At 70.7% G+C, this 20,330-nt stretch carries 13 protein-coding genes; 5 read left to right on the forward strand and 8 right to left on the reverse strand.

Going from position 1 to position 20,330, the window contains the following annotated elements:
- Positions 1–183 precede the first annotated feature (183 nt).
- Both GV126_RS10515 and GV126_RS10520 read left to right on the forward strand, forming a co-directional pair.
- A complete protein-coding gene (locus tag GV126_RS10515; RefSeq protein ID WP_438947835.1) occupies positions 184–525 on the forward strand; it encodes a hypothetical protein in 342 nt (113 codons plus the stop codon).
- 86 nt (positions 526–611) lie between these two features.
- Positions 612–1,301 (forward strand): TetR/AcrR family transcriptional regulator, encoded by a 690-nt coding sequence (locus GV126_RS10520; protein ID WP_159664705.1) that lies wholly within the window; start codon positions 612–614, stop codon positions 1,299–1,301.
- Between the two features lie 4 nt (positions 1,302–1,305).
- Here the strand turns inward: GV126_RS10520 and GV126_RS10525 are convergent, their stop codons facing one another.
- Both GV126_RS10525 and pulA read right to left on the reverse strand, forming a co-directional pair.
- Positions 1,306–1,662: a 5-carboxymethyl-2-hydroxymuconate Delta-isomerase gene (locus GV126_RS10525; RefSeq protein WP_159664707.1), complete on the reverse strand. Its 357-nt coding sequence runs from the start codon at positions 1,660–1,662 to the stop codon at positions 1,306–1,308.
- Positions 1,663–1,700: 38 nt separating this feature from the next.
- Positions 1,701–7,229, reverse strand: a complete 5,529-nt coding sequence (gene pulA, locus GV126_RS10530; protein WP_159664709.1) for a pullulanase-type alpha-1,6-glucosidase — start codon at positions 7,227–7,229, stop codon at positions 1,701–1,703.
- A gap of 905 nt (positions 7,230–8,134) precedes the next feature.
- Here pulA and GV126_RS10535 point away from each other — a divergent pair.
- Positions 8,135–9,205 carry a hypothetical protein gene (locus GV126_RS10535; RefSeq protein ID WP_159664711.1) on the forward strand — a complete coding sequence of 357 codons (1,071 nt, stop codon included), beginning with the start codon at positions 8,135–8,137 and terminating at the stop codon, positions 9,203–9,205.
- Here GV126_RS10535 and GV126_RS10540 read toward each other — a convergent pair.
- From GV126_RS10540 to GV126_RS10565, 6 genes are all read right to left on the reverse strand, one after another.
- Positions 9,183–10,634 (reverse strand): hypothetical protein, encoded by a 1,452-nt coding sequence (locus tag GV126_RS10540; protein WP_159664713.1) that lies wholly within the window; start codon positions 10,632–10,634, stop codon positions 9,183–9,185. The genes GV126_RS10535 and GV126_RS10540 overlap by 23 nt on opposite strands.
- 66 nt (positions 10,635–10,700) lie before the next feature.
- On the reverse strand, positions 10,701–12,083 hold the full coding sequence (locus GV126_RS10545) for an alpha-amylase (protein WP_159664715.1): 1,383 nt from the start codon (positions 12,081–12,083) through the stop codon (positions 10,701–10,703).
- 479 nt (positions 12,084–12,562) lie between these two features.
- The gene (locus tag GV126_RS10550; RefSeq protein WP_159664717.1) at positions 12,563–14,248 is read right to left on the reverse strand and encodes a glycoside hydrolase family 13 protein; all 1,686 of its coding nucleotides are present in this window, start codon (positions 14,246–14,248) and stop codon (positions 12,563–12,565) included.
- 163 nt (positions 14,249–14,411) lie between these two features.
- Positions 14,412–15,320, reverse strand: coding sequence for a sugar ABC transporter permease (locus tag GV126_RS10555; protein ID WP_159664719.1), 909 nt, complete (start codon positions 15,318–15,320; stop codon positions 14,412–14,414).
- A 16-nt stretch (positions 15,321–15,336) separates the two neighbouring features.
- Positions 15,337–16,341, reverse strand: a complete 1,005-nt coding sequence (locus GV126_RS10560) for a carbohydrate ABC transporter permease (RefSeq protein ID WP_159664721.1) — start codon at positions 16,339–16,341, stop codon at positions 15,337–15,339.
- A gap of 97 nt (positions 16,342–16,438) precedes the next feature.
- On the reverse strand, positions 16,439–17,713 hold the full coding sequence (locus GV126_RS10565; protein ID WP_159664723.1) for an extracellular solute-binding protein: 1,275 nt from the start codon (positions 17,711–17,713) through the stop codon (positions 16,439–16,441).
- A 355-nt stretch (positions 17,714–18,068) separates the two neighbouring features.
- Here GV126_RS10565 and GV126_RS10570 point away from each other — a divergent pair, with 355 nt between their 5' ends.
- A complete protein-coding gene (locus GV126_RS10570; RefSeq protein WP_159664725.1) occupies positions 18,069–19,088 on the forward strand; it encodes a LacI family DNA-binding transcriptional regulator in 1,020 nt (339 codons plus the stop codon).
- A gap of 146 nt (positions 19,089–19,234) precedes the next feature.
- The gene (locus GV126_RS10575; protein WP_159673506.1) at positions 19,235–20,008 is read left to right on the forward strand and encodes a phosphatase PAP2 family protein; all 774 of its coding nucleotides are present in this window, start codon (positions 19,235–19,237) and stop codon (positions 20,006–20,008) included.
- Positions 20,009–20,330: the final 322 nt, after the last annotated feature.

Genomic DNA, 20,330 nt, shown 5'->3' on the forward strand with positions numbered 1-20,330 from the left:
CGGCGCAAAGTTCGATGGCATGTTCCATCAGCGCGCGACCGTGTGCGTAGGACGCGATGCCCTCCTGCGGGAAGGCGACGATCTGCAGGTCGATCAGGTGGCGGGTTTTTTTTTTTCAAGCGGAAGACGCCTTGCGAGATTTCTGCCTGTCTCGTGGGCTGGGAGAGGTGTATAGGAGACGGGGTGTGCACCCGGGCGGAGACCTGGCGCGGCGACGATCCGCGGGTGCTGGCCCAGTTCCTCACCCCCGGCGGGGCGACGGGCGCGGTCGCGGCGAAGGGCGAGGACGTGCCCGCCTGCGGTGCGCGGGCACCGCACGTGCTGGCCGGGGTGCTGTGGAAGTCGCAGCAGGGCTCCTGGTACCTGCTCGCGGCCGGCGACGAGGACACCGCGTCGCTCACCACGACCGGCGGGGTGCAGGCGACCGCCCGGGGCCCTGTGCTCACCGTACGGACCCGGCAGGGCGCCACGGCCGACCTGAAGGGCACCCTGCGCGACGGCAGCACCCTGCGCGCGCTGCGCTAGGACCTGTCCCACATCCGCACATCGGTGCGCACACCGGCTGTGAACCGGCCCGTTCCCGGACCGGTTCCGATCGGTAAGGTGTGCGCATGACTACCGGGGTGCGGCGCAGGATGGGAGTCGAGGAGCGGCGGGAGCAGCTGATCGGGGGCGCCCTCGACCCGTTCAGCAGACGCCCCCCCCACGATGTCTCCCTCGACGAGATAGCGTCCGCGGCGGGCATCTCCCGCCCGCTGGTCTACCACTACTTCCCCGGCAAACTCAGCCTGTACGAGGCCGCGTTGCAGCGTGCCTCCGACGATCTCGCGGCCCGGTTCGTGGAGCCGCGCAAGGGCCCGCTGGGGGCGCGGCTGCTGCGGGTGATGCGCCGGTACTTCGACTTCGTGGACGAGCACGGCCCGGGTTTCTCCGCGCTGATGCGCGGCGGCCCGGCGGTCGGCTCCTCGACGACGAGCGCGCTGATCAACGCGGTCCGGCAGGCCGCCTACGACCAGATCCTCGCGCCCCTGGACGTGCAGGACCCGCCGGCCCGGCTGGAGCTGGTCGTCCGCTCGTGGATCTCCCTCGCCGAGTCCACCGCGCTGATCTGGCTGGACGGCCGGCGCATCCCGCGCGCGGAGCTGGAGCGGCAGCTCGTGCACGACTTCGCCGCGCTCGCCGCCGTCGGCGCCGCCTACGACGAGGAACTGGCCGCGCTGCTGCGCCGGGTGTTCGCGAAGGAGCCGGCCGACGGCCCCTTCGGGGACCTGCTCGGCCGGCTCGCCGCACTGGCCGCCTGATCCGTCAGGCGTCGTACTTCCGGTAGGAGGGGTCCAGGTCGCGTACCTCCGCCGAGGCGTGCACGGCCAGGCCCTCGACCGGCTTCAGGTGCTGCCGGAGCGCCTCGAGGACCGCCTCGGTCAGACGGGCCTTGGTCTCCTCGGTGCGCCCGGCCAGCAGGCCGATGGTGATGTGCACGATCGCGTGGCCCGTGGTGTCCGGGCCGACGGTGGTGTCCTCGGTCCGGCGGAACTGCGTCTTGCACGCCGCCGGCTTGGCGGCCGCGATCTCGACCGCCCGGGCGTGCAGGTCCCGCGCGAAGGCGGGCCGGTCGAAGGCGTCCGCCACCTGCTCGGAGTAGTCGACGGTGATCTGCGGCATGGGCGCTCCAGTTCTACGGCGGTTACCTCGGCCTCACCCTAGTTCCTGAACACCGCCACGGTCCGGGCCGGCACCGTGAACGTCCCGCTGCCCGCCTCGTACGACGAGGTCTTCACCACCGGGTCCGCGCCCCGCGCCTGCACCGGATGCAGCCGGTAGTGCGCCCCGGCGAGCGAGGCGACCCGCTGCTGCTGCCGCTCGGGCGTGGCGTTGAACACCACCACGAGGTCACCGAGCCGCATGGTGATCACGCCGGGTGTCTCGTGCGTCCCGGACAGCGGGAAGGACAGCGCGGACTGCACCTGCGCGGCGGTGGCCAGGGAGAACGCCCGCTCCGTCGTCCGGATCCTCAGCAGGTCCCGGTAGGCGGCGAAGGCGCCCTCGATCTCCGGGCAGCCCACCTTCACCGAGGTCAGCAGCGGCCCGGCGTAGGGCCACTTGTCCTGGTTGTCGGCGGCCGGGGGCAGCCCGCGGCCGAAGCCGTTGCCGTCGGCGCAGTTCCAGTGGATCGCGTTGAACCAGTCGCCGCTGTCGAAGGAGTTGCGGTCCAGCGACTTGGAGCGCAGCAGGTCGGTGCCGGCCTGGGAGAGGGAGGGCCCCTGCGACAGCGTGGCGGTGGCCATCGCCAGCACCTGCATGCGGGCCCGGTCGGCGGCGCCGGTCGAGGCGGGCAGCTTGTAGGCGAGGGCGTCGAACAGCGTCTCGTTGTCGTGGGCGTCGGCGTAGGCGAGCGCGTCGCCGGGGGCCGCCGCGTACCCGGCGGGTGCGCCGTTGTAGTCGACCTGGGCGCCGGTGACCTCGTTGCCGCCGGTGTCGGTGAAGCGGTAGCCGGCCAGGTTGCCGCTCAGACCGACCTTGATCAGGTCCTGGTAGTGCAGCAGCCGGGCCTTCTGCTCGGCCGGGTCGCCGTTGGCGGGTGAGGAGTTGGGGTCGGTGTACAGGCCGGAGGCGAAGCCCTGGACGCCGGGGTCGGCGTCGAACGGGCTGCCGCCGCGCACCGCGTCGCGGGCCCGGTCGGAGAAGGTGGCGATCCCGGTGCCGGCCATGTTCTTCTGCGTGGCCTGCACGAATCGGGCGTCGTCGGCGACCTCGCCGAAGTTCCAGCCCTCCCCGTACAGGATGATCTTCTTGCCGTCCACGCCGTCCTTGTCCGGGGTCAGCGCGTCGAGGGCCTTCCTGACCGCGAGGATGTTCGCCTTGGGGTGGTGGCCCATGAGGTCGAAGCGGAAGCCGTCGACCTTGTACTCCTTGGCCCAGGTGACGATCGAGTCCACGACCAGCTTGCCCATCATCGCGTTCTCCGGCGCGGTGTTGGCGCAGCAGGTGCTGTCGGCCACCGAGCCGTCGGCGAGCAGTCGCTGGTAGTAGCCCGGCACGATCCGGTCGAGGACGGAGGTGTCCGCCTGGCCGTCGGCCGCGGTGTGGTTGTAGACGACGTCCATGACGACCCTGAGGCCGTCCTGGTTGAGGGCCTGCACCATCCGGCGGAACTCCACCGTGCGGGCGGTGCCGTCCGGGTCGGTGGCGTAGGAGCCCTCGGGGACCGTGAAGTGGTACGGGTCGTAGCCCCAGTTGTAGGCGTCCTGCGCGGCGGTCTTGGCCACGCACGCCTGCTGCCGGTCGGAGTCGGCCGGGTAGGAGGCCAGGTCGCAGCCGGGGGTGGCCTGGTCGGCCTTCTTCTCGGGGACGGTGGCGAAGTCGAACGCGGGCAGCAGGTGCACGTACGACGTGCCCGCCTTCGCCAGCTCCCGCAGGTGCCTGGAGCCGTCGCCGTCCTTGTCGGTGAAGGCCAGGTAGGTGCCCCGGTCCTCGGCCGGGACGGTCGGGTCGGCGACCGAGAAGTCGCGGATGTGCAGCTCCTGGATCTGGGCGTCTCGCAGCGGTACGGCCCGGGGCTTGCGCAGCGACGACCAGCCGCTCGGGGCGAGTGCCTTGTCGTCCAGGTCGACGACGAGACTGCGCTCGGAGTTCGCGGTGAGGGCGACCGAGTAGGGGTCGGTGACCTTGTTGACGACCAGCTTGCGGACGCTGGGCGCCCACACCGTCACCACGTACCGGTACTCCTTGCCCTTCCAGGACGCCGGGCCGGTGACGGACCAGACGCCGGTCGCGTCGTCGCGCCGCATGGGCACGGTGGTGCCGCCCAGCTCCAGGGCGACGCGCCGCGCGGTCGGGGCCCAGACCGACAGGGTGGGCTTGCCGTCGTGGAAGACCGGGCCGAGGTGCGCCTTGGTCGCGCCCGGGTACAGGTCGTCCAGCACGCCCGCGATCTGCACGCCGGTCGCGGCCAGCACGGCGCCGTCGGCGGCCCGCTGCGAGGCGACCAGCTGGCCGCGCAGGGCCGTACGCACCCGGTCCCGGTCCCGGGGGTCGACGGACCAGGCGGTGTAGTCCTTCAGGTGCGGGAACCTCGCCTTCTGCGCGTCGCTCAGCGTGGTCCTCTCCAGCCGGATCCAGCGCTCGTCGTCACTGGTCAGCGTCCCGTCCTTGACGGCGATCGAGCCGTCGTCGGAGTACAGCAGCTGGGTGGAGGCGGCGCCGTCCACGCCGTTCCAGGCGACGGTGTCCCGGTCGATCCAGACCGCCTTGGAGGCGGTCAGGTCGAGGGCGGCCGAGCTGCCTGCCGGCTGCGGCAGCAGGGGTGTGTCCTGGCCGCTCACCAGCCACACCTCGTGGCCGTTGGGCGTGGTGAGATCCAGTGACCGGTCGGTGGGCACGTCCTTGTCGTCGCCCTTGTGGACGATGTAGCTGAGGCTGGTGGCACCCTCGGTGAGCGGCACCTCGAAGACAGCGCCATAGGCATCAGTCTTCACCGGCTTCAGCGGGTCCGACCAGTCGGTGGGGTGCGCGGCGCCCGTCCAGACGTGCAGGCCCCAGCCGTCGTAGTCGCCGTCGGCACGGTGGTAGTGGACGACCGCCTTGGCCGTGTCCTGCGGCGGGTAGGCGGGCCGCTGCGTCAGGACGTCGGCCTTGCCCTGCTCGACCCAGACCTCACCCGTCGTCGAGACGTCGATGCTCCGGTCGGCGGAGACGTCCTTGTTCCCGTCCTTGTCGACCACCAGGAAGCCGACACTGGAGGCGCCGGGCTTCAGCTTGACGTAGGCGAAGGCGCCCCAGGCGTCCCGGCCGGTGAAGGGGTGGCCGGCCGGCCAGGTGGTCGCCTCGCCGTCGGCGAGGTCGCCCCAGGCGTACAGGCCCCAGTCGTCGTAGGCGCCGTCGGCGCGCCGGTAGTGGACGATCGCGTAGTCGCGGGAGGAGGCGGTGGGCACCCGGGGTGCGGGCGGGGCGCCGGAGGTGCTGCTCGCCGTGGTGCTCGCGGTGTGCCCGGCGAAGTCGGTCACGACGGCCTTGTAGCGCAGGGCGGTCCCGGCGGGGACGCCCTTGCCGAGGGTCTGGGCGACCGTGTACGGGGCGTGGTCGGCGGAGCCGAGGACCTGCCACGGGGCGTTGCCGACCTGGGCGGCGAAGACGACCCGGTTCAACCGGCCGCCCCGCACGTCCGCGCTCAGCTCCACGGTGCCGGTGGCGCCGGGCGCGGGGGCGGTGAGGGTGAGTAGTAAGGAGGTATGGGGAAGGTGAGTAAGTGGGTAAGTATTTCGCGAAGGAAGAGGTGTGTTTAGGTTAATTTTTTTTTTCAAGGAGAAGCCGTCTTGGGAGATTTCTGCTTTTCTCGTGGGCTCGGGGATTTTTAAAGGTGACGGCTTGTCGAGCCCGCCGGTGGCCTTGTAGACGACGGCGGACTCGGCCGGGACGGTGACGGTGACCTTGCGGTCGCCGTCGGAGGTCACGGTGTCCGTGGCGCCGTGGATCCCCCGGTAGGACATGCCCGCCGAGCCGGTCTCGAAGGTCGCCGTCCTGGGCTCGGACGCGTTGTTGAACGCGACGATGTACTCCTGCCCGGTCCGGGCGTCCGTGCGGGTGACGGCGTAGATCCCGGCGCCGTCGGCCGCGTAGCGCTCGGTCTGGACACCGTCGGCGAGGGCCGGCTCGGCCTTGCGGAGCTTGGACAGCGCGGCGATCTGCCGGTACAGCGGGGCGCCGGTGTCGTAGGCGTCGCTCGCGTGGGTGCGGGCGGTGCCGATCTCGTCGTCGTCGAGGTAGTCGGCGACCCGGGAGGCGAACATCGTCTGGCGGGCGTCCTTGTCGCCGCCGGAGCCGGTGAAGCCCTGCTCGTCGCCGTAGTAGACGACCGGGTTGCCGCGGCTGAGGAACATCAGCTCGTTGGCCAGTGCGTCCTTCTTCAGGATCTCGGCGTCCGTCGCCTTCGGGTTGTCCTGCTTCAGGAAGGACCCGATGCGGCCCATGTCGTGGTTGCCGAGGAAGGTGACCTGCTCATAGGCGTTGGCCTTGTCGGTCGTGTACTTCCAGTCGTCGCCGAAGACGCTCGCCAGCTTCCGCGCGCTGCCGCCCTGGGAGGCGTAGGCGCGAGCCGCGTCCTGGAAGGGGAAGTCGAGGGTGGCGTCGAGGCGGCCCTGGGTGACGTAGGGGGCGGTGACGGAGGTGTCGGCGGAGTAGACCTCGCCGAACATGAAGAAGTTCCTGCGGCCGTGGCGGGCGGCGTACGCGTCCAGCGCGGTGGCCCACTGGGTCCAGAACTCCATGTTGACGTGCTTGACGGTGTCGATGCGGAAACCGTCGACGGCGAAGTCCTTCACCCACCGCTCGTAGATCTTCTCCATGCCGCGCACGACCTCGGGCCGTTCGGTCCACAGGTCGTCCAGGCCGGAGAAGTCGCCGTAGGTGGTGGACTCGCCGGCGTAGGTGGAGTCGCCCCGGTTGTGGTACATCGCCGGGTCGTTCAGCCAGGCCGGGACCTTGCCGGCGGAGGCGGCCCGCGGGGTGCGCGGGAAGGAGCCGGTGCCCACCGCCGGGAAGGGCCTGGTGCCGTCGGCGTAGTCGGCGTCGTCGAAGGGGCGGCCGTCCTTGGTGAGGTAGGGGAAGGCGCCCTTGGAGAGGTAGTCGTAGGACTTCGGGTCGTAGTCGACGACGTCGGCGGTGTGGTTGGTGATGACGTCGAAGAAGACCTTCATGCCCTTGGCGTGGGCGGCGGCGATCAGGTTCTTCAGGTCCCCGTTGGTGCCGAAGTGCGGATCGACCTGGGTGAAGTCGGTGATCCAGTAACCGTGGTATCCGGCCGAGGCCTTGCTCCCCGTCCCCTGCACCGGCTTGTTCTTGAAGATCGGCGCCATCCAGAGGGCGGTGGTGCCCAGGCCCTTGATGTAGTCCAGCTTCTTCGTCAGGCCCTTGAGGTCGCCGCCCTGGTAGAAGCCCTTGTCGGTGGGGTCGTAGCCGGTGGTGAGGCGGGAGCCGGTCAGGCCGCCCCGGTCATTGGCCTTGTCCCCGTTGGCGAAACGGTCCGGCATGACGAAGTAGAACTGCTCGCGGGTGTCGTCGTGCCGGGCGGGCTGTGCGGCCAGGGCCGCGTCGGAGGGGGGTGCGGGCGGGGTGGCGGCATGGGCTGCCAGTGGCTGGATCAGAGCGGCGGCGAGGGCGACGGCGGTGACGGCCGCGGCCCTTCTCGCTCCTGGGGTGCGGCGCGTGCGAGGCGCCGGCCATCTCGGTGTCACAGGCGGTAACTCCCCAGCGATTACGGCTCTTCCGGGTCCGACCGACCCCACGCCGCGGCACGGGCCCCGGTGCCGGGCGCGCCGCGCGACCGTATCGCTGCCGAAAGGTTTACAGCAAGAGGCGTGAAAGTCACAGCAAGAAATTTCACCCATGCCCCTCGGCCGCCCCGTCTCGCGGCGGCTGCCGTCGTGGCCCATCACACGGGCGCCGGTCACGGGCGAGGAGGCCAAGTCCGCGGCGCGCTGGGACGGTTGACGGACGCACACGGTGCCGGTTCGACCCGGGAATCGACGGTCACCGGGTGCGGAAACCGGCCGCCGCCGCTGCCCGTGGCCGGGTTGCGCGGCGCCGCCCCCTGAGTGAGCGTGGACGTGGGGCCGGGGGCGAGCGCGAGAGGTTCGTGCACCGCCGCCTCGGAGGTTCTCATCACCGCCTCGGCCCGGCTCCGCGCGTCCGTAGCCCACCTCCCGGATCGATGATGGCCAGCACCACACGGCGGCGTGCCGCCCGCCTGACCGGCGTTTCCGCGGTGACCGCGGCCCTCGCGGTGTGCGCCGGTCCCACGTCCGCGTCGACCGTGCCGGAGGTCCACGGCTCCTCCGCGGCGGACGTGCCCGTGGGGTCGGCTCCCCCTTCGCCCGGGCCTGTCTCGCCCGAACCTCCCTCGCCACCGCCGAGCCCTCCGCCCGGTACGCCGCCCGGCCCGTCGACGCCGGACACCACGCCCTCGGCGCCACCGACCCACCCGCCGGAGACACCCACACATCCCGGCGGGACGACACCGAACCCCGGTGACACGTCACCCACCGAGAAGCCGTCCGGTCCGAGCGGGACCGGGACCTCGTCCGCCGCGGCGCGGCAACAGATCGAAGCGGCCGACAAGGTGACGGCGGATCTGAGCAGCTTGAAGGAGCGGGTCCCCGGGGACCTGGTCCCGAGCGTCGAGCAACTGACCGCGACCGTGCGGGCGACGCAGGACCCGACCACCCCGCCGCAAGAGCGCGGCGCGGTCGTCCGCAGCGCGCAGGCGGTGAGCGCCGCGCTGGAGGTCATCGGGGATCCCGGGACCTCTCCCGCGATACGGGGACAGCTGACCGGGCTGGTGAAACAGGTGGTCGGGACCCTGGGCACCGCGAGCCGCCCGGGCCTGCCGCCCGGGGCGCGGAGCTCGGTCGCCTTCGTCGCGGAGCACTCGGCGTCCGCTCTCCGCGCGATCGGCGACGGCACGACGCCGGGCGACCTGCGGAACGATCTGGTGGGAGCGACGGGTGGCGCGCTGGCCGCCGTGCGGGGCACACTCGGTGACTTCCCGCATGCCGGGCACGGTACGGGTGCGCGGGGTGCGCAGGTCCAGCAGGCGCTGGACGCCGCGCGGAAGGTGTCGGTCGGGGCGTCCGTGGCCGCCGACCCGGACACACCGGACGAGGGACAGAAGGCAACGGCGCAGAGCGCGCACCAGGCCGGCGCGACGCTGGCCAGGTCGGCGGATCCGAGCGCGTCGGACGAGGAGCGGAAGAAGGCGCGCAAGGAGGCGGACCAGCGGATCGACCGGATGGAGCAGAAGCTGGAGGAGGCGATCTCCGCCCAGGGCCTGCCGGACGTCCCGCTCGGCAAGGCGGCCGAGGTCTGCACCAACGCCGTCTTCGACTCCGCCGCGGAGGACACGCTCGGCAGGGATCTGGGGAGTCTGCTCCCCGAGAAGTGGAACGCGGAGGGCGTCAAGGATTTCTGGAAGTCCAGGGACATGGGGAACGACGCCCTCGACGTCCTCACCCAGTTGCGGAACGACGAGTACGCCGACGCCCCGGTGGAAGTCAAACGGCTCGTCCCCGGGCTCGCCGCGTCGGTGCCGGCGGACCGGATCTTCGGGATGCTCGGCAGGCCCGCGCTGCATTGCCTCAAAGCCGCCCAGCAGCTCGACCACGACTTCGGCGTGAAGTCGGGGTCCTGGGTCAAGAAGGCCGAGGAGGTGTGACCGACTTCAGCAGTTCGGCGAGGGAGATATCGGTCTGCGCCTTGACCGTCGCGACACCGAACCTGGCCACGTCCTTCTTTTCCTCCGCGAGGTCGATCTCCTTGCCGTCGAGGTGATAGCAGGAAAGGGAGTATCCCGGAGTTCCCATCGGGGACCAGGTCGCCAGAACATAGTGTGCTGCGCGTGTCACGTTGACCAGATTGTTGTTGTGGCGCACCGCTCCGAGGTACACGATCCGGTCACCGCAGTCGTTCGAGATGCAGGGTACGCCCTTCTTCATACGCCATGTCGCCCGCTGCTTGTCGAATTCTTCGCTGTCGATCCGTCCGCGGTCCTTTCTCAGGTAGGTGAGCTGCAGATCGGCGCGGAGAAGGTCGTACCGCGCGTCCGCAGGGATCTGGAACACATGTTCCCGGGTGTCCTCCTGGCCGCTTTCCAGCAGTGTGCCGGGTTCGTAGATCCGCCCGCTGCTGAGGTGGGAAAACGCGAGTCGATCGACGTGGCGCTCCGCCTCCTCCTCGCCGTACTTGTCGATGCTGTTCTTCCATTCTTCTCCCGAGAACGACCCACGCCCCGCGTACTGGGCGGTTCTGCCGTACACCGTGAAGTCGCTGATGACGATGTACGCCGAGAACGCTCCGGTGTTCTTGACGGAGATTTTCAGCGGGACCTGGACGAACGGGAGCCGGCGGTCTGCCCGGGCGGTGCCGAATTCCGCCTTCAGAGCGAAGTGCATGGGGGCGACCGTCGGCTGGTAGAGGGTGGAGTACGCGAGGCTGAGAGCGGTGAAGAGGGCGGAGGCGAACACACCGGCGGCGAATTTCCTGGGCTGCGGAACCCCCTTCCAGGGCTTCTCCCGCAGCAGCAGGCGCAGTGCCCACACTGACCAGCACCACAGGGGCATGAACGCCAGCAGGTAGGGCGTGTACTGCCGCTCGTCGAGCCACAGCAGGACGAGGAGGCTGTCGGTGGCCAGCGCGATGAGGACACCGAGCAGGACGATCGCGCCGGTCGGCGCGGACTGCCGTTTGCCCCAGAAGTCGAGTACCGATACCGCCGCCGCCAGCTGCACCAGGCCGGACAGGACGAAGAGAGCCCCGGTCACCCGTTGGGCGAACGTCAGCGCGCCGGAGGCGTCCGGCCACCCGATCACCGCGTTGAGGACCGCGGACGCGAGCAGGCCCGCCAGCACCACCGAGCCGGTCACCCGCCGTCTCCAGGGCCGGTCGGGCCAGGTGCCGCTGTCCCCTCCGCGCCAGTACACCGAAGCCGGGTCGTGCACATCCACGTCCCCGTGGCCGAGGCGGTCCAGCATGCCGCGCAGCTCGCGCAGCGACCAGGCGCTGCCCACGGCCTCGCCGCCCACGGTGACCCGGCGAAGGCCGCGACCGTCCGGTGCCTCCACGACGACCCAGGGCCGGATGCTCATGCAGCCAGCGTCGGACCGGGCCGGGGCTCGCGCATGCCCGATTGCTCCGGTCGGCGGTGGGCGGACTCAGCAGCTCGACTTGCCCGCGCGGAGCGCCAGCGCCGTGTTCGAGCCCAGTGCGGCGGTGAACTGGCCACTGGAGTTCACCGTCACCGTGGTGTTGTGCTGCACGTCGCAGTACGTGCCTTGGGGCAGGGAGGTCTGGTAGGTGCGGCTGACGGTGTACGGCTCGTGGTTGATCGCGACGAAGCCCTTGGTGCCGCGGCCGAAGGCGATGGCGTTCGCGCCGTCGTCCCACCAGTTCGTCACCGGCTCGCCGCGGGTGGTGTTGCGGAAGGCGACCATCGACTCGATCTCGGGCCACTTGTGCTGGCACTTCCAGCCGTCCTGCCAACAGGCGTTCACCTGGCCGCCGTTGGGTGGGCCGGCGTCCGCGTCGGACCACTCGTAGCCGGAGTTGACGTCGGGGGCGCCGTAGGGCCAGGCCAGCATGAAGACGTTGGCGAGGGTGTAGTTCGCGCCGTCCTTGTAGTTCAGCGTGGAGCCGTTGCGCTCGGTGTCGTGGTTGTCGACGAAGACACCGGCCACCGAGCTGCTGAGGTAGCCCCAGCCCTCGCCGTAGTTCTTCAGGTAGGCGAGGTTCTCGTTGGTGAAGACCCGCTTGAGGTCGTAGGCGTAGCGGAACTCCTGGACGTCTCCGTTGCCGGTGTACTCGCTCGGCTGGACGGCCTCGCCGGCGCCGTAGATGACCTCCTGCTTCCAGTAGGCGTGGGGGTCGGTCAGGCGGGACTTGATGTTCGCGAGGTCCTCGGCGGGGATGTGCTTGGCGGCGTCGATGCGGAAACCGTCCGCGCCGAGGGAGAGCAGGTCGTTCAGGTACCCGGCGATCGTCTTGCGGACGTACTCCTCACCGGTGTCGAGGTCCGCCAGACCCACCAGCTCGCAGTGCTGGACGTTCCAGCGGTCCTGGTAATTGGTGACCTGGGAGGTGCAGTCGTCGAAGTCGTACACCGAGTACAGCCCCGGGTAGTCGTACTTGGTGTACGTCGAGCCTCCCGTGCCGGTGCCGCTGCCCGCCGACATGTGGTTGATCACCGTGTCGACGACGACCTTCACCCCCGCCGCGTGGCAGGTGTCCACCATGGTCCGGAAGGCCGCGCGGTCGCCGAGCCGGCCGGCGATCCGGTAGCTCACCGGCTGGTAGGAGGTCCACCACTGGGGCCCCTGGATGTGCTCGGCGGGCGGGGAGACCTGGACGTAGCCGTAGCCGGCCGGGCCGAGGGTGCTGGTGCACTCCTTGGCGACGGAGGCGTAGTTCCACTCGAAGAGGACGGCGGTGACGTCCTTGGTGCCGGGCGGGGAGGCGTACGCGGTGTGGGCGGGGACGGCGAGGAGGGCGGTCGCGGCCGCCGCGAGGGCGAGCGCGCCGGAGAGCGTTCTGCTGGCCATGTGGGGGTTCCTTCTCCGTCGAAGGATCAACGGCTGACGGTCCTCTGGAAGAACTTGCTGCAAACTTTCAACCACGCGCGGTGCAGCAGACCGTACGAGCCCCGCAGGCAGCGGTCAATACCCTGGACATGCACCTGCCACAATCGGCAGCTTTCTACGAGAAGGCCCGTTCAGCAGGCCGGTGCTCAGCCTTGCGGAAGGGCGCGCGGGAGCCGGCCGGATGCCCGCAAGGCGGCGAAAGCCGTTGCGAAACGGCACGCCTCGAACGGCCTCGGGCCGCAGCAGAAGGAGCACCTGCGGCTCGCCCCACGCCACGAACCGCTCGGCGGACGTGGACGGGAGCATGCCGGAAAGCCCGCCGCCTCGTCGGCGGCGGGCACTCGTGGGCGAGCAGGACCGTCGCGAGCGACGGTCCCCGCACGCAGCGGACCCCCGTGGAAGGGCGGATCCCCGGCGCGCAGCCCGCCCCCGCCCGGTGCTCAGGCCCTGGTGAACCACACCGTCGTGTCGGACGGGACCTTCGTCTCGCCGTCGGCCTCGGTCACCTCGCCACTGGTGAGGAGGACGCGGCCGTAGGCGGGGGTCGTCACCGACTCGCCCGTGGTGTTGGCGACGCAGACGAAGTCGCCGCGGCGGAAGGCGAGGACGCCCTCGGGGGCGCGCAGCCACTCCACGGCGTCCCCGGCCCCCAGGTCGGGGTGGGTGCGGCGGACGGCGAGGGCGGAGCGGTACAGCTCCAGGGTGGAGCCGGGCACGCCCTGCTGCGCCTCGACGCTCAGGTCGGCCCACTCGGCCGGCTGCGGCAGCCAGCTGCCGCCGCTGCCGAAGCCGTAGGAGGAGCCCTCGCGGGTCCACGGGATCGGCACCCGGCAGCCGTCGCGGAAGCCGTCCTGGCCTGCGCCCCGGAAGTACGCCGGGTCCTGGCGGACCTCGTCGGGCAGGTCGACCACGTCGGGCAGACCCAGTTCCTCGCCCTGGTAGACGTAGGCCGAGCCGGGCAGGGCCAGCATCAGCAGGGTGGCCGCGCGGGCCCGGCGCAGCCCGAGGGCGCGGTCGCCGGCGCTGCGGATCTGGGTGCCCAGGCCCGGCGGGTTGGCGAAGCGGGTCGCGTGACGGGTGACGTCGTGGTTGGACAGCACCCAGGTGGCGGGGGCGCCGACGGGGCGCATGGCCTCCAGGGTGCGGTCGATCACCGTGCGCAGCTCGCCTGCGTCCCAGGCGGTGGACAGGTACTGGAAGTTGAACGCCTGGTGGAGTTCGTCCGGCCGGACGTACAGGGGGGTGCGCTCGACGGTCGGCGTCCACGCCTCGGCGACGAAAATTCGGTCGCCGGAGTACTCGTCGAGGATCAGCCGCCACTGCCGGTAGATCTCGTGCACGCCGTCCTGGTCGAAGAACGGCATGACATCGTTGCCCAGCAGCTTCACCTGGTCGTGGGTGCCGAGGTCGGGCAGTCCCTCGGCCTTGACCAGGCCGTGGGCGACGTCGATGCGGAAGCCGTCGACGCCCATGTCCAGCCAGAACCGCAGGATGGAGCGGAACTCGTCGCCGACGGCCGGGTGGTCCCAGTTGAAGTCGGGCTGCTCGGGCGCGAACAGGTGCAGGTACCACTCACCGGGGGTGCCGTCCGGTTCGGTGACCCGCGTCCAGGCCGGGCCGCCGAAGATGGACTCCCAGTCGTTGGGCGGCAGCTCGCCGTTCTTCCCGCGGCCGGGGCGGAAGTGGTACCGCTCCCGCAGCGGGGAGCCGGGCCCCTCGGCGACCGCGCGCTTGAACCACTCGTGCTGGTCGGAGGAGTGGTTGGGCACCAGGTCCACGATGATCCGCAGGCCCAGCGCGTGGGCGTCGCGGATCAGCGCGTCGGCGTCGAGCAGGGTGCCGAACATCGGGTCCACGGCCCGGTAGTCGGCGACGTCGTAGCCGGCGTCGGCCTGCGGGGAGGCGTAGAAGGGGCTGAGCCACACGGCGTCCACCCCGAGGTCGCGCAGGTAGGGCAGGCGGGTGCGGATGCCCTCCAGGTCGCCCATGCCGTCGCCGTCGCTGTCGGCGAAGCTGCGCGGATAGACCTGGTAGATCACGGCGTCCCGCCACCAGTCGCGGCGCGGCGCGGCGACGGTGGCGACGGCGGAGCGGGGGGCCGGGGCGGCCGGGTGCTGCTGGCTCATGGCGTCCTTGGTACGTAACGGTGGTCGGGACATGGGCGTGGATTCGGCGGCGGGGCTGCGGGCCCGGTGCGGGGCGGCCACGATGGCAGCGGGGTCGTCAGGACCACCGTGGCCGCCCACCCGCGCGGGCAGGCGCGCGGGAGCCTTGGTGGGGCCGGGGCCGTCAGCCCTTGGTGCCGCCCGCGGTGAGGCCGGTCACCAGGTGTTTTTGGACAAGGTAGAAGAAGGCGGCCACGGGGACGGCGATCAACACCGCGGTGGCGGCCATGTAGTTCCACTGGGCGTCGTGTTCGCTGACGAAGCTCTGCAGGCCGACCGCGAAGGTGTACTTCTCGTCGTCCAGCAGGAACGTCGAGGCGAAGGCGACCTCGCCGAAGGCGGTGATGAAGCTGTAGAACGCGGCGACCGCGAGCCCGGGCCGGGCCAGCGGCATGATCAGCCGCAGGAAGGTGCCGAAGGGGCTGAGGCCGTCGACGCGGCCGGCCTCGTCGATCTCGACGGGGATGGTGTCGAAGTAGCCCTTCATCAGCCAGGCGCAGTACGGCACGATCGTGGAGCAGTTGACGAGGATCAGCGCACCGTAGGTGTCGATCAGGCCCAGCTCGGAGAAGATCTCGTACATCGGCACGATGAGCACGGCGATCGGGAACGCCTGGGTGAGCAGCAGCACCCACATCAGCGGCCTGTGACCGGGAAAGCGCATCCGCGAGACGGCGTAGCCGGTAGTGGCGGCGAAGGCGACGGCGACGACGGTGGTGCCCAGGGCGACGATCAGCGTGGACTCGAGCCACTTGAAGAAGTTCGTGTGCCGCAGCACGAACGAGTAGTTCGAGAAGGTCGCCTTCCCGGCGATCCCGCCGGGGTGCAGGTAGTCGTTCTTGTCGGGGCCGAGCGAGAGGTAGATCAGCCAGGTGACCGGTGCGGCGGCCACCAGGCTCGCCAGGACGAGCAGGCCGTGGGTGACGGTGCGGCCCAGCGGTGAGGACCGGCCGCGTCGCCGCACGCGCCGCCGGGATGCGTCGGCCACGGTCGCGGCCGGCGAGGCGGCGCTGTCGAGGGTCGTGGTGCTCATCGTGGGGGCTCCTGCGTCAGACGGCGAGCTGGTCATTGCGCTTCAGCCAGCGGAAGTAGAAGGAGGTGAAGACGGTCAGGATGGACAGCAGCAGCACGCCGTAGGCGGCGGACTGCGCGTAGTCGCGGGGCTGCTGGCCGAAGCCCAGCTGGTAGGCCCAGGTGACGAGGATCTGCGCGTCGGGGGCGCTGGTGCGGCCGAACAGCAGGAAGATGATGTTGAACTGGTTGAACGTCCAGATGACGCCGAGCAGCACCACCGTGGAGCTGACCGTCCGCAGGCCCGGCAGGGTGACGTGCCGGAAGCGCTGCCAGGCGTTCGCGCCGTCCATCTCGGCGGCCTCGTAGAGGCTGGCGTCGATGGACTGCAGGCCGCCCAGGAGCGAGACCATCATGAACGGCACGCCGCACCAGGTGTTGACCATGATGGCGGCGAACCGCTGCCAGAAGGTGTCCTCCAGCCACTGCGGCTGCGGCAGGTGGAGGTGGCCGAGGAGCTGGTTGAGCGCGCCGGAGTCGGCGAGCATGACCCGCCAGGAGAAGACGGTGACGAAGGTCGGCACCGCCCAGGGCAGGATGAGCAGCAGCCGGTACAGGGTGCGGCCGCGCATCTTCTGATTCAGCAGCAGCGCCAGGCCCAGGCCGATGGCGTAGTGCAGGAAGACGCACAGCGCGGTCCACACCACCGTCCACAGGAAGTGCGACCAGAACCGGTCGTACGCGGTCGGCCCGAACAGGATGTCCTTGTAGTTGTCGAGCCCGACGAACGTGTAGGTGGCGTCGATGTGGTTGACGCCGATCGTGCGGGCCGAGTTGAGGCTGTCGGCGTCGGTCAGCGTCAGGTAGAAGCCCCGCACCAGCGGGTAGCCCACCAGGACGCCGAGCACGACGACGACCGGGGCGATCATCGCGTAGGCGTACCAGTACTTCTGGTAGCCGCGCCTGAGGCGCTGCAGCGGCCCGGGGCGGCGGCCGCCGTCACCTCCGCGCCGGGCGGTCGCGCTCTCGATGGCGACTGTCATGGTTCGACACCTTCTGAAATCTCGCGGGGACGGCACACGGGCCGGCGGCCGCCGGATCCTTCCCCTCCTCGATGGAGGATCCGGCGGCCGCGCGGGCTCACTTGCTGAAGTCCGGGACCAGCTTGCTGATCGCGGTCTCGGCGTTGCTCAGCCCCTTGTCCAGGGACTCCTTGCCGTCGGCGATCTTGGGCAGTTCGGTGTCGAGCGGCGTCCACAGCGAGCTGTACTCGGGCAGTGCCGGACGGGGCTGGGCGGCGGGGAGCACGCTCTGGTAGCCGGCGATGCCGGGGTCGGCCTTGACCTGGGCGGTGTAGGCGTCGGCGCGGGTGGGCAGCGTGGAGTTCTTCAGGGCGATGGTCTCCTGGGACTTCGCCGAGGTCATGAACTGCACGAACGCCAGGGCCGCGGCCTGGTGGGCCTTGTCGGAGCCGGCGTAGACGGACAGGTTGTGGCCGCCGGTGGGGGCACCGGCCTTGCCGGTGGAGCCGGCCGGGACGGTGGCGATGCCGAGGTTCGCCTTGTCCTTGAAGGCGGCGCCCTTGTAGAAGTTGGTGATCTCCCAGGGGCCCTCGAGGGTCATGGCGACCTTGCCGTTGACGAAGGCGTCCTGGCGGTGGGCATAGGCGTCGGCGGTGGTGTCCGCCTTGTGCAGGCCCTTGCCGGAGAACAGGCTCAGCCAGGTGGCGTACGCCTTCTTCGCGGGCGCCGAGGCAACGGTGATCTTCTTGGCGGCGGCGTCGACGGTGTCGGTGCCCTCGCCGTAGAGGAACGGCTGCGCGTAGTAGCCCTGCGCGGAACCCCAGTAGCCGTCGACGCCGGTCTTGTCCTTGATCTTCGCGGCGTCGGACTTCAGCTCGTCCCAGGTCTTGGGGGCCTCGGTGATGCCGGCCTTCTTCAGCAGGGCCTTGTTGTAGACCAGCGCCAGGGTGTCGGTGACCAGCGGCACGCCGTAGGTCTTGCCGTCGTACTGGGCCTGCTCGATGAGGCTGGCCTGGAACCGCGACCGGTCCGTGAGCGCCTCGGTGCCGTCCAGCGGCAGGAAGTAGCCCTTCTTGGCGAACGCGGGCGTCCAGCCGACCTCGGAGCGCAGCACGTCCGGGGCGCCCTTGGAGCCGGCGGCGGTGTCGAACTTGTTCTGCGCCTGGTCGAAGGGGACGTTGACGTACTTGACCTTGATGTCCTTGTGGGCGGCCTCGAACTGCTTGACCAGGGCCTGGTAGGTCGGCGCCTCGTTGGTGGCGTTGGAGGTGTCCCACCACGTGATGGTCACCGGACCGTCGGACTTGTCGCTGCCGCTGTCGCTCCCGCCGCACGCCGTCGCCGCGAGGGCGAGGGACGCCACCAGCGCGGTGGCCGCTATGCCACGCCGCATGAGTTCTCCTTGAGGGTGAAAGCCCGAGTCGTGCCGACCGCTTCCCACTGCCGTCGGGCGACGTGAACGTAACAGCGATGCAACCAGGACGAAAGACCTTGCAGAAAAAAAGTGCAAGAGATCTCCGGAGTTACCCGGACGTGACCGTCCCTCGACCTGCACGAGACCGCTGTGAGATCGTTGTTTACAGGAGCTGCGCAGGGCGGGACCGCCTTGTGCAAGACTCTGCAAGCTCTTGCCACCGATCGCACGAGGGAGCGCGATGACGCAGCAGCCCACCACGGGACGTCCCGCGGCCCGCCCCCGGCGCCGGGTCGGTGCGCGAGCGGGCACCCGGCCGGTACAGTCCACTCCTGTGACCACACGGCTTGCCGACATCGCCGCGCAGGCGGGGGTGAGCGAAGCGACCGTCAGCCGGGTCCTCAACGGCAAGCCTGGCGTCGCCGCCACCACCCGCCAGTCCGTGCTGGCCGCCCTGGACGTCCTGGGCTACGAGCGCCCGGTACGGCTGCGGCAGCGCAGCGAGGGCCTGGTGGGCCTGATCACGCCGGAGTTGGAGAACCCCATCTTCCCGGCCCTCGCCCAGGTCATCGGCCAGGCGCTCACCCGGCAGGGCTACACGCCGGTGCTCGCCACCCAGACCCCCGGCGGGTCCACGGAGGACGAACTGACCGAGATGCTGGTGGACCGCGGGGTCGCGGGCATCATCTACGTCTCCGGCCTGCACGCGGACACCACCGCCGACATGGAGCGCTACGAACGCCTGCGCGCCCAGGGCGTGCCGTTCGTCCTGGTCGACGGCTTCTCCCCCAAGGTGCAGGCGCCGTTCATCTCCCCCGACGACCGCGCCGCGACGACCCTGGCCGTCACCCACCTCGTCTCCCTGGGTCACACCCGCATCGGCCTGGCGCTCGGCCCCAAGCGCTTCGTCCCGGTCCAGCGCAAGATCGAGGGCTTCGTCAAGGCCATGCAGGACCAACTGGGCCTTGCCGCGCACACGGTCGAATCCGAACTGGTCCAGCACTCCCTGTACACCCTGGAGGGCGGCCAGGCCGCCGCGACGGCCCTGATCGAACGGGAGTGCACGGCCATCGTCTGCGCCAGCGACATGATGGCGCTCGGCGCCATCCGGGCGGCCCGCCAGCGCGGTCTGGACGTCCCCCGGGACGTCTCCGTCGTCGGCTTCGACGACTCCCCCCTGATCGCCTTCACCGACCCGCCGCTGACCACGATCCGCAAGCCGGTCCCGGCGATGGGCCAGGCCGCGGTGCGCACACTGCTGGAGGAGATCGGCGGCACCCCCGCCCCGCACAGCGAGTTCGTGTTCATGCCGGAACTGGTGGTGCGCGGCTCGACCGCGTCGGCCCCCCGCTGACCGGAATCCGACCGGGGACACCCGGCCGAACGCCCCTCATCTGGCAGACTCTGAGCCCATGGGTGACACGACCGTGACGCGACTTTCCGGGGACGAGGTCACCCCCGCCCCGGCCCCGGCGCCCCTGGGCCGCCCCCGGCGGGGCCCTGCCCCACGCCGCCACCCCGCCCCCGCCCCTGCGCACCCCCCGCCACCCCCGGCTGTGGTTCGAGGTCCTCCTGATCGCGGTGAGCTACTGGACGTACTCCCTGATCCGCAACGCGGTCCCGGAGCAGAAGGCCAAGGCCCTCGCCAACGCGGCCCGGATCTGGCGCGCCGAGCACCACCTGGGCATCGCCGTGGAGAACACCGTCAACCACGCGGCCAACTCGGTGACTTGGCTGATCACCGGTATGAACTACTACTACGCCACCTTGCACTTCGTGGTCACGGTCGGCGTCCTCCTCTGGCTCTACCGCAGCCACCCCGGCCGTTACGCGGCGGCCCGCCTGGCCCTCTTCGCCACCACGGCGGTGGCCCTGCTCGGCTACTACCTCTACCCCCTGGCCCCGCCCCGCCTCATGCCCGGCGCCCACTTCATCGACACCGTCCAGGTCCACCACACCTGGGGCTCGATGGCCTCCGGCGACCTGAAGCACATGTCCAACCAGTACGCCGCGATGCCCTCGATGCACATCGGCTGGTCCCTGTGGTGCGGTCTGACGATCTGCGCCCTGACCACCGTCCCGTGGGTCCGCGTCCTCGCGGCCCTCTACCCCGCGGCCACCCTCCTGGTCATCGTCGCCACGGCCAACCACTTCTGGCTCGACGCGGCGGGCGGCGCCCTGTGCCTGACCATCGGCTGCACCACGGCCCGCCTCTGGTACGGAGCGCTCCCGCAGGCCCTCCCGAGGGTGGCCTGGCAACCCTCGGGAGCTTGAACGCCGCCCACAGGACCACGGACCCCGGCCCCCGCAGACCCGCACCCGCGAGACGAGGGGAACGGACCGCACCCACGGCCCCGGACCCGCAAGACGACGGGAGCGGTCCGTACCCACCACAGCCCCGCACCGCGAGACGACGGGAGCGGTCCGTACCCACCACAGCCCCGCACCGCGAGACGACGGGAGCGGTCCGTACCCACCACAGCCCCGCACCCGCGAGACGACGGGAGCGGGCCGTGGGGGTGCGTCCAAAGCCCGCCGCTTAGAGCGGTCTCAACCCACCAGGCAACGACATCTCCGGGCCGTACGGCCGACAGCG

It is taken from the genome of Streptomyces mexicanus (genome assembly GCF_902506575.1).
Taxonomy (GTDB): Bacteria; Actinomycetota; Actinomycetes; order Streptomycetales; family Streptomycetaceae; genus Streptomyces; species Streptomyces mexicanus.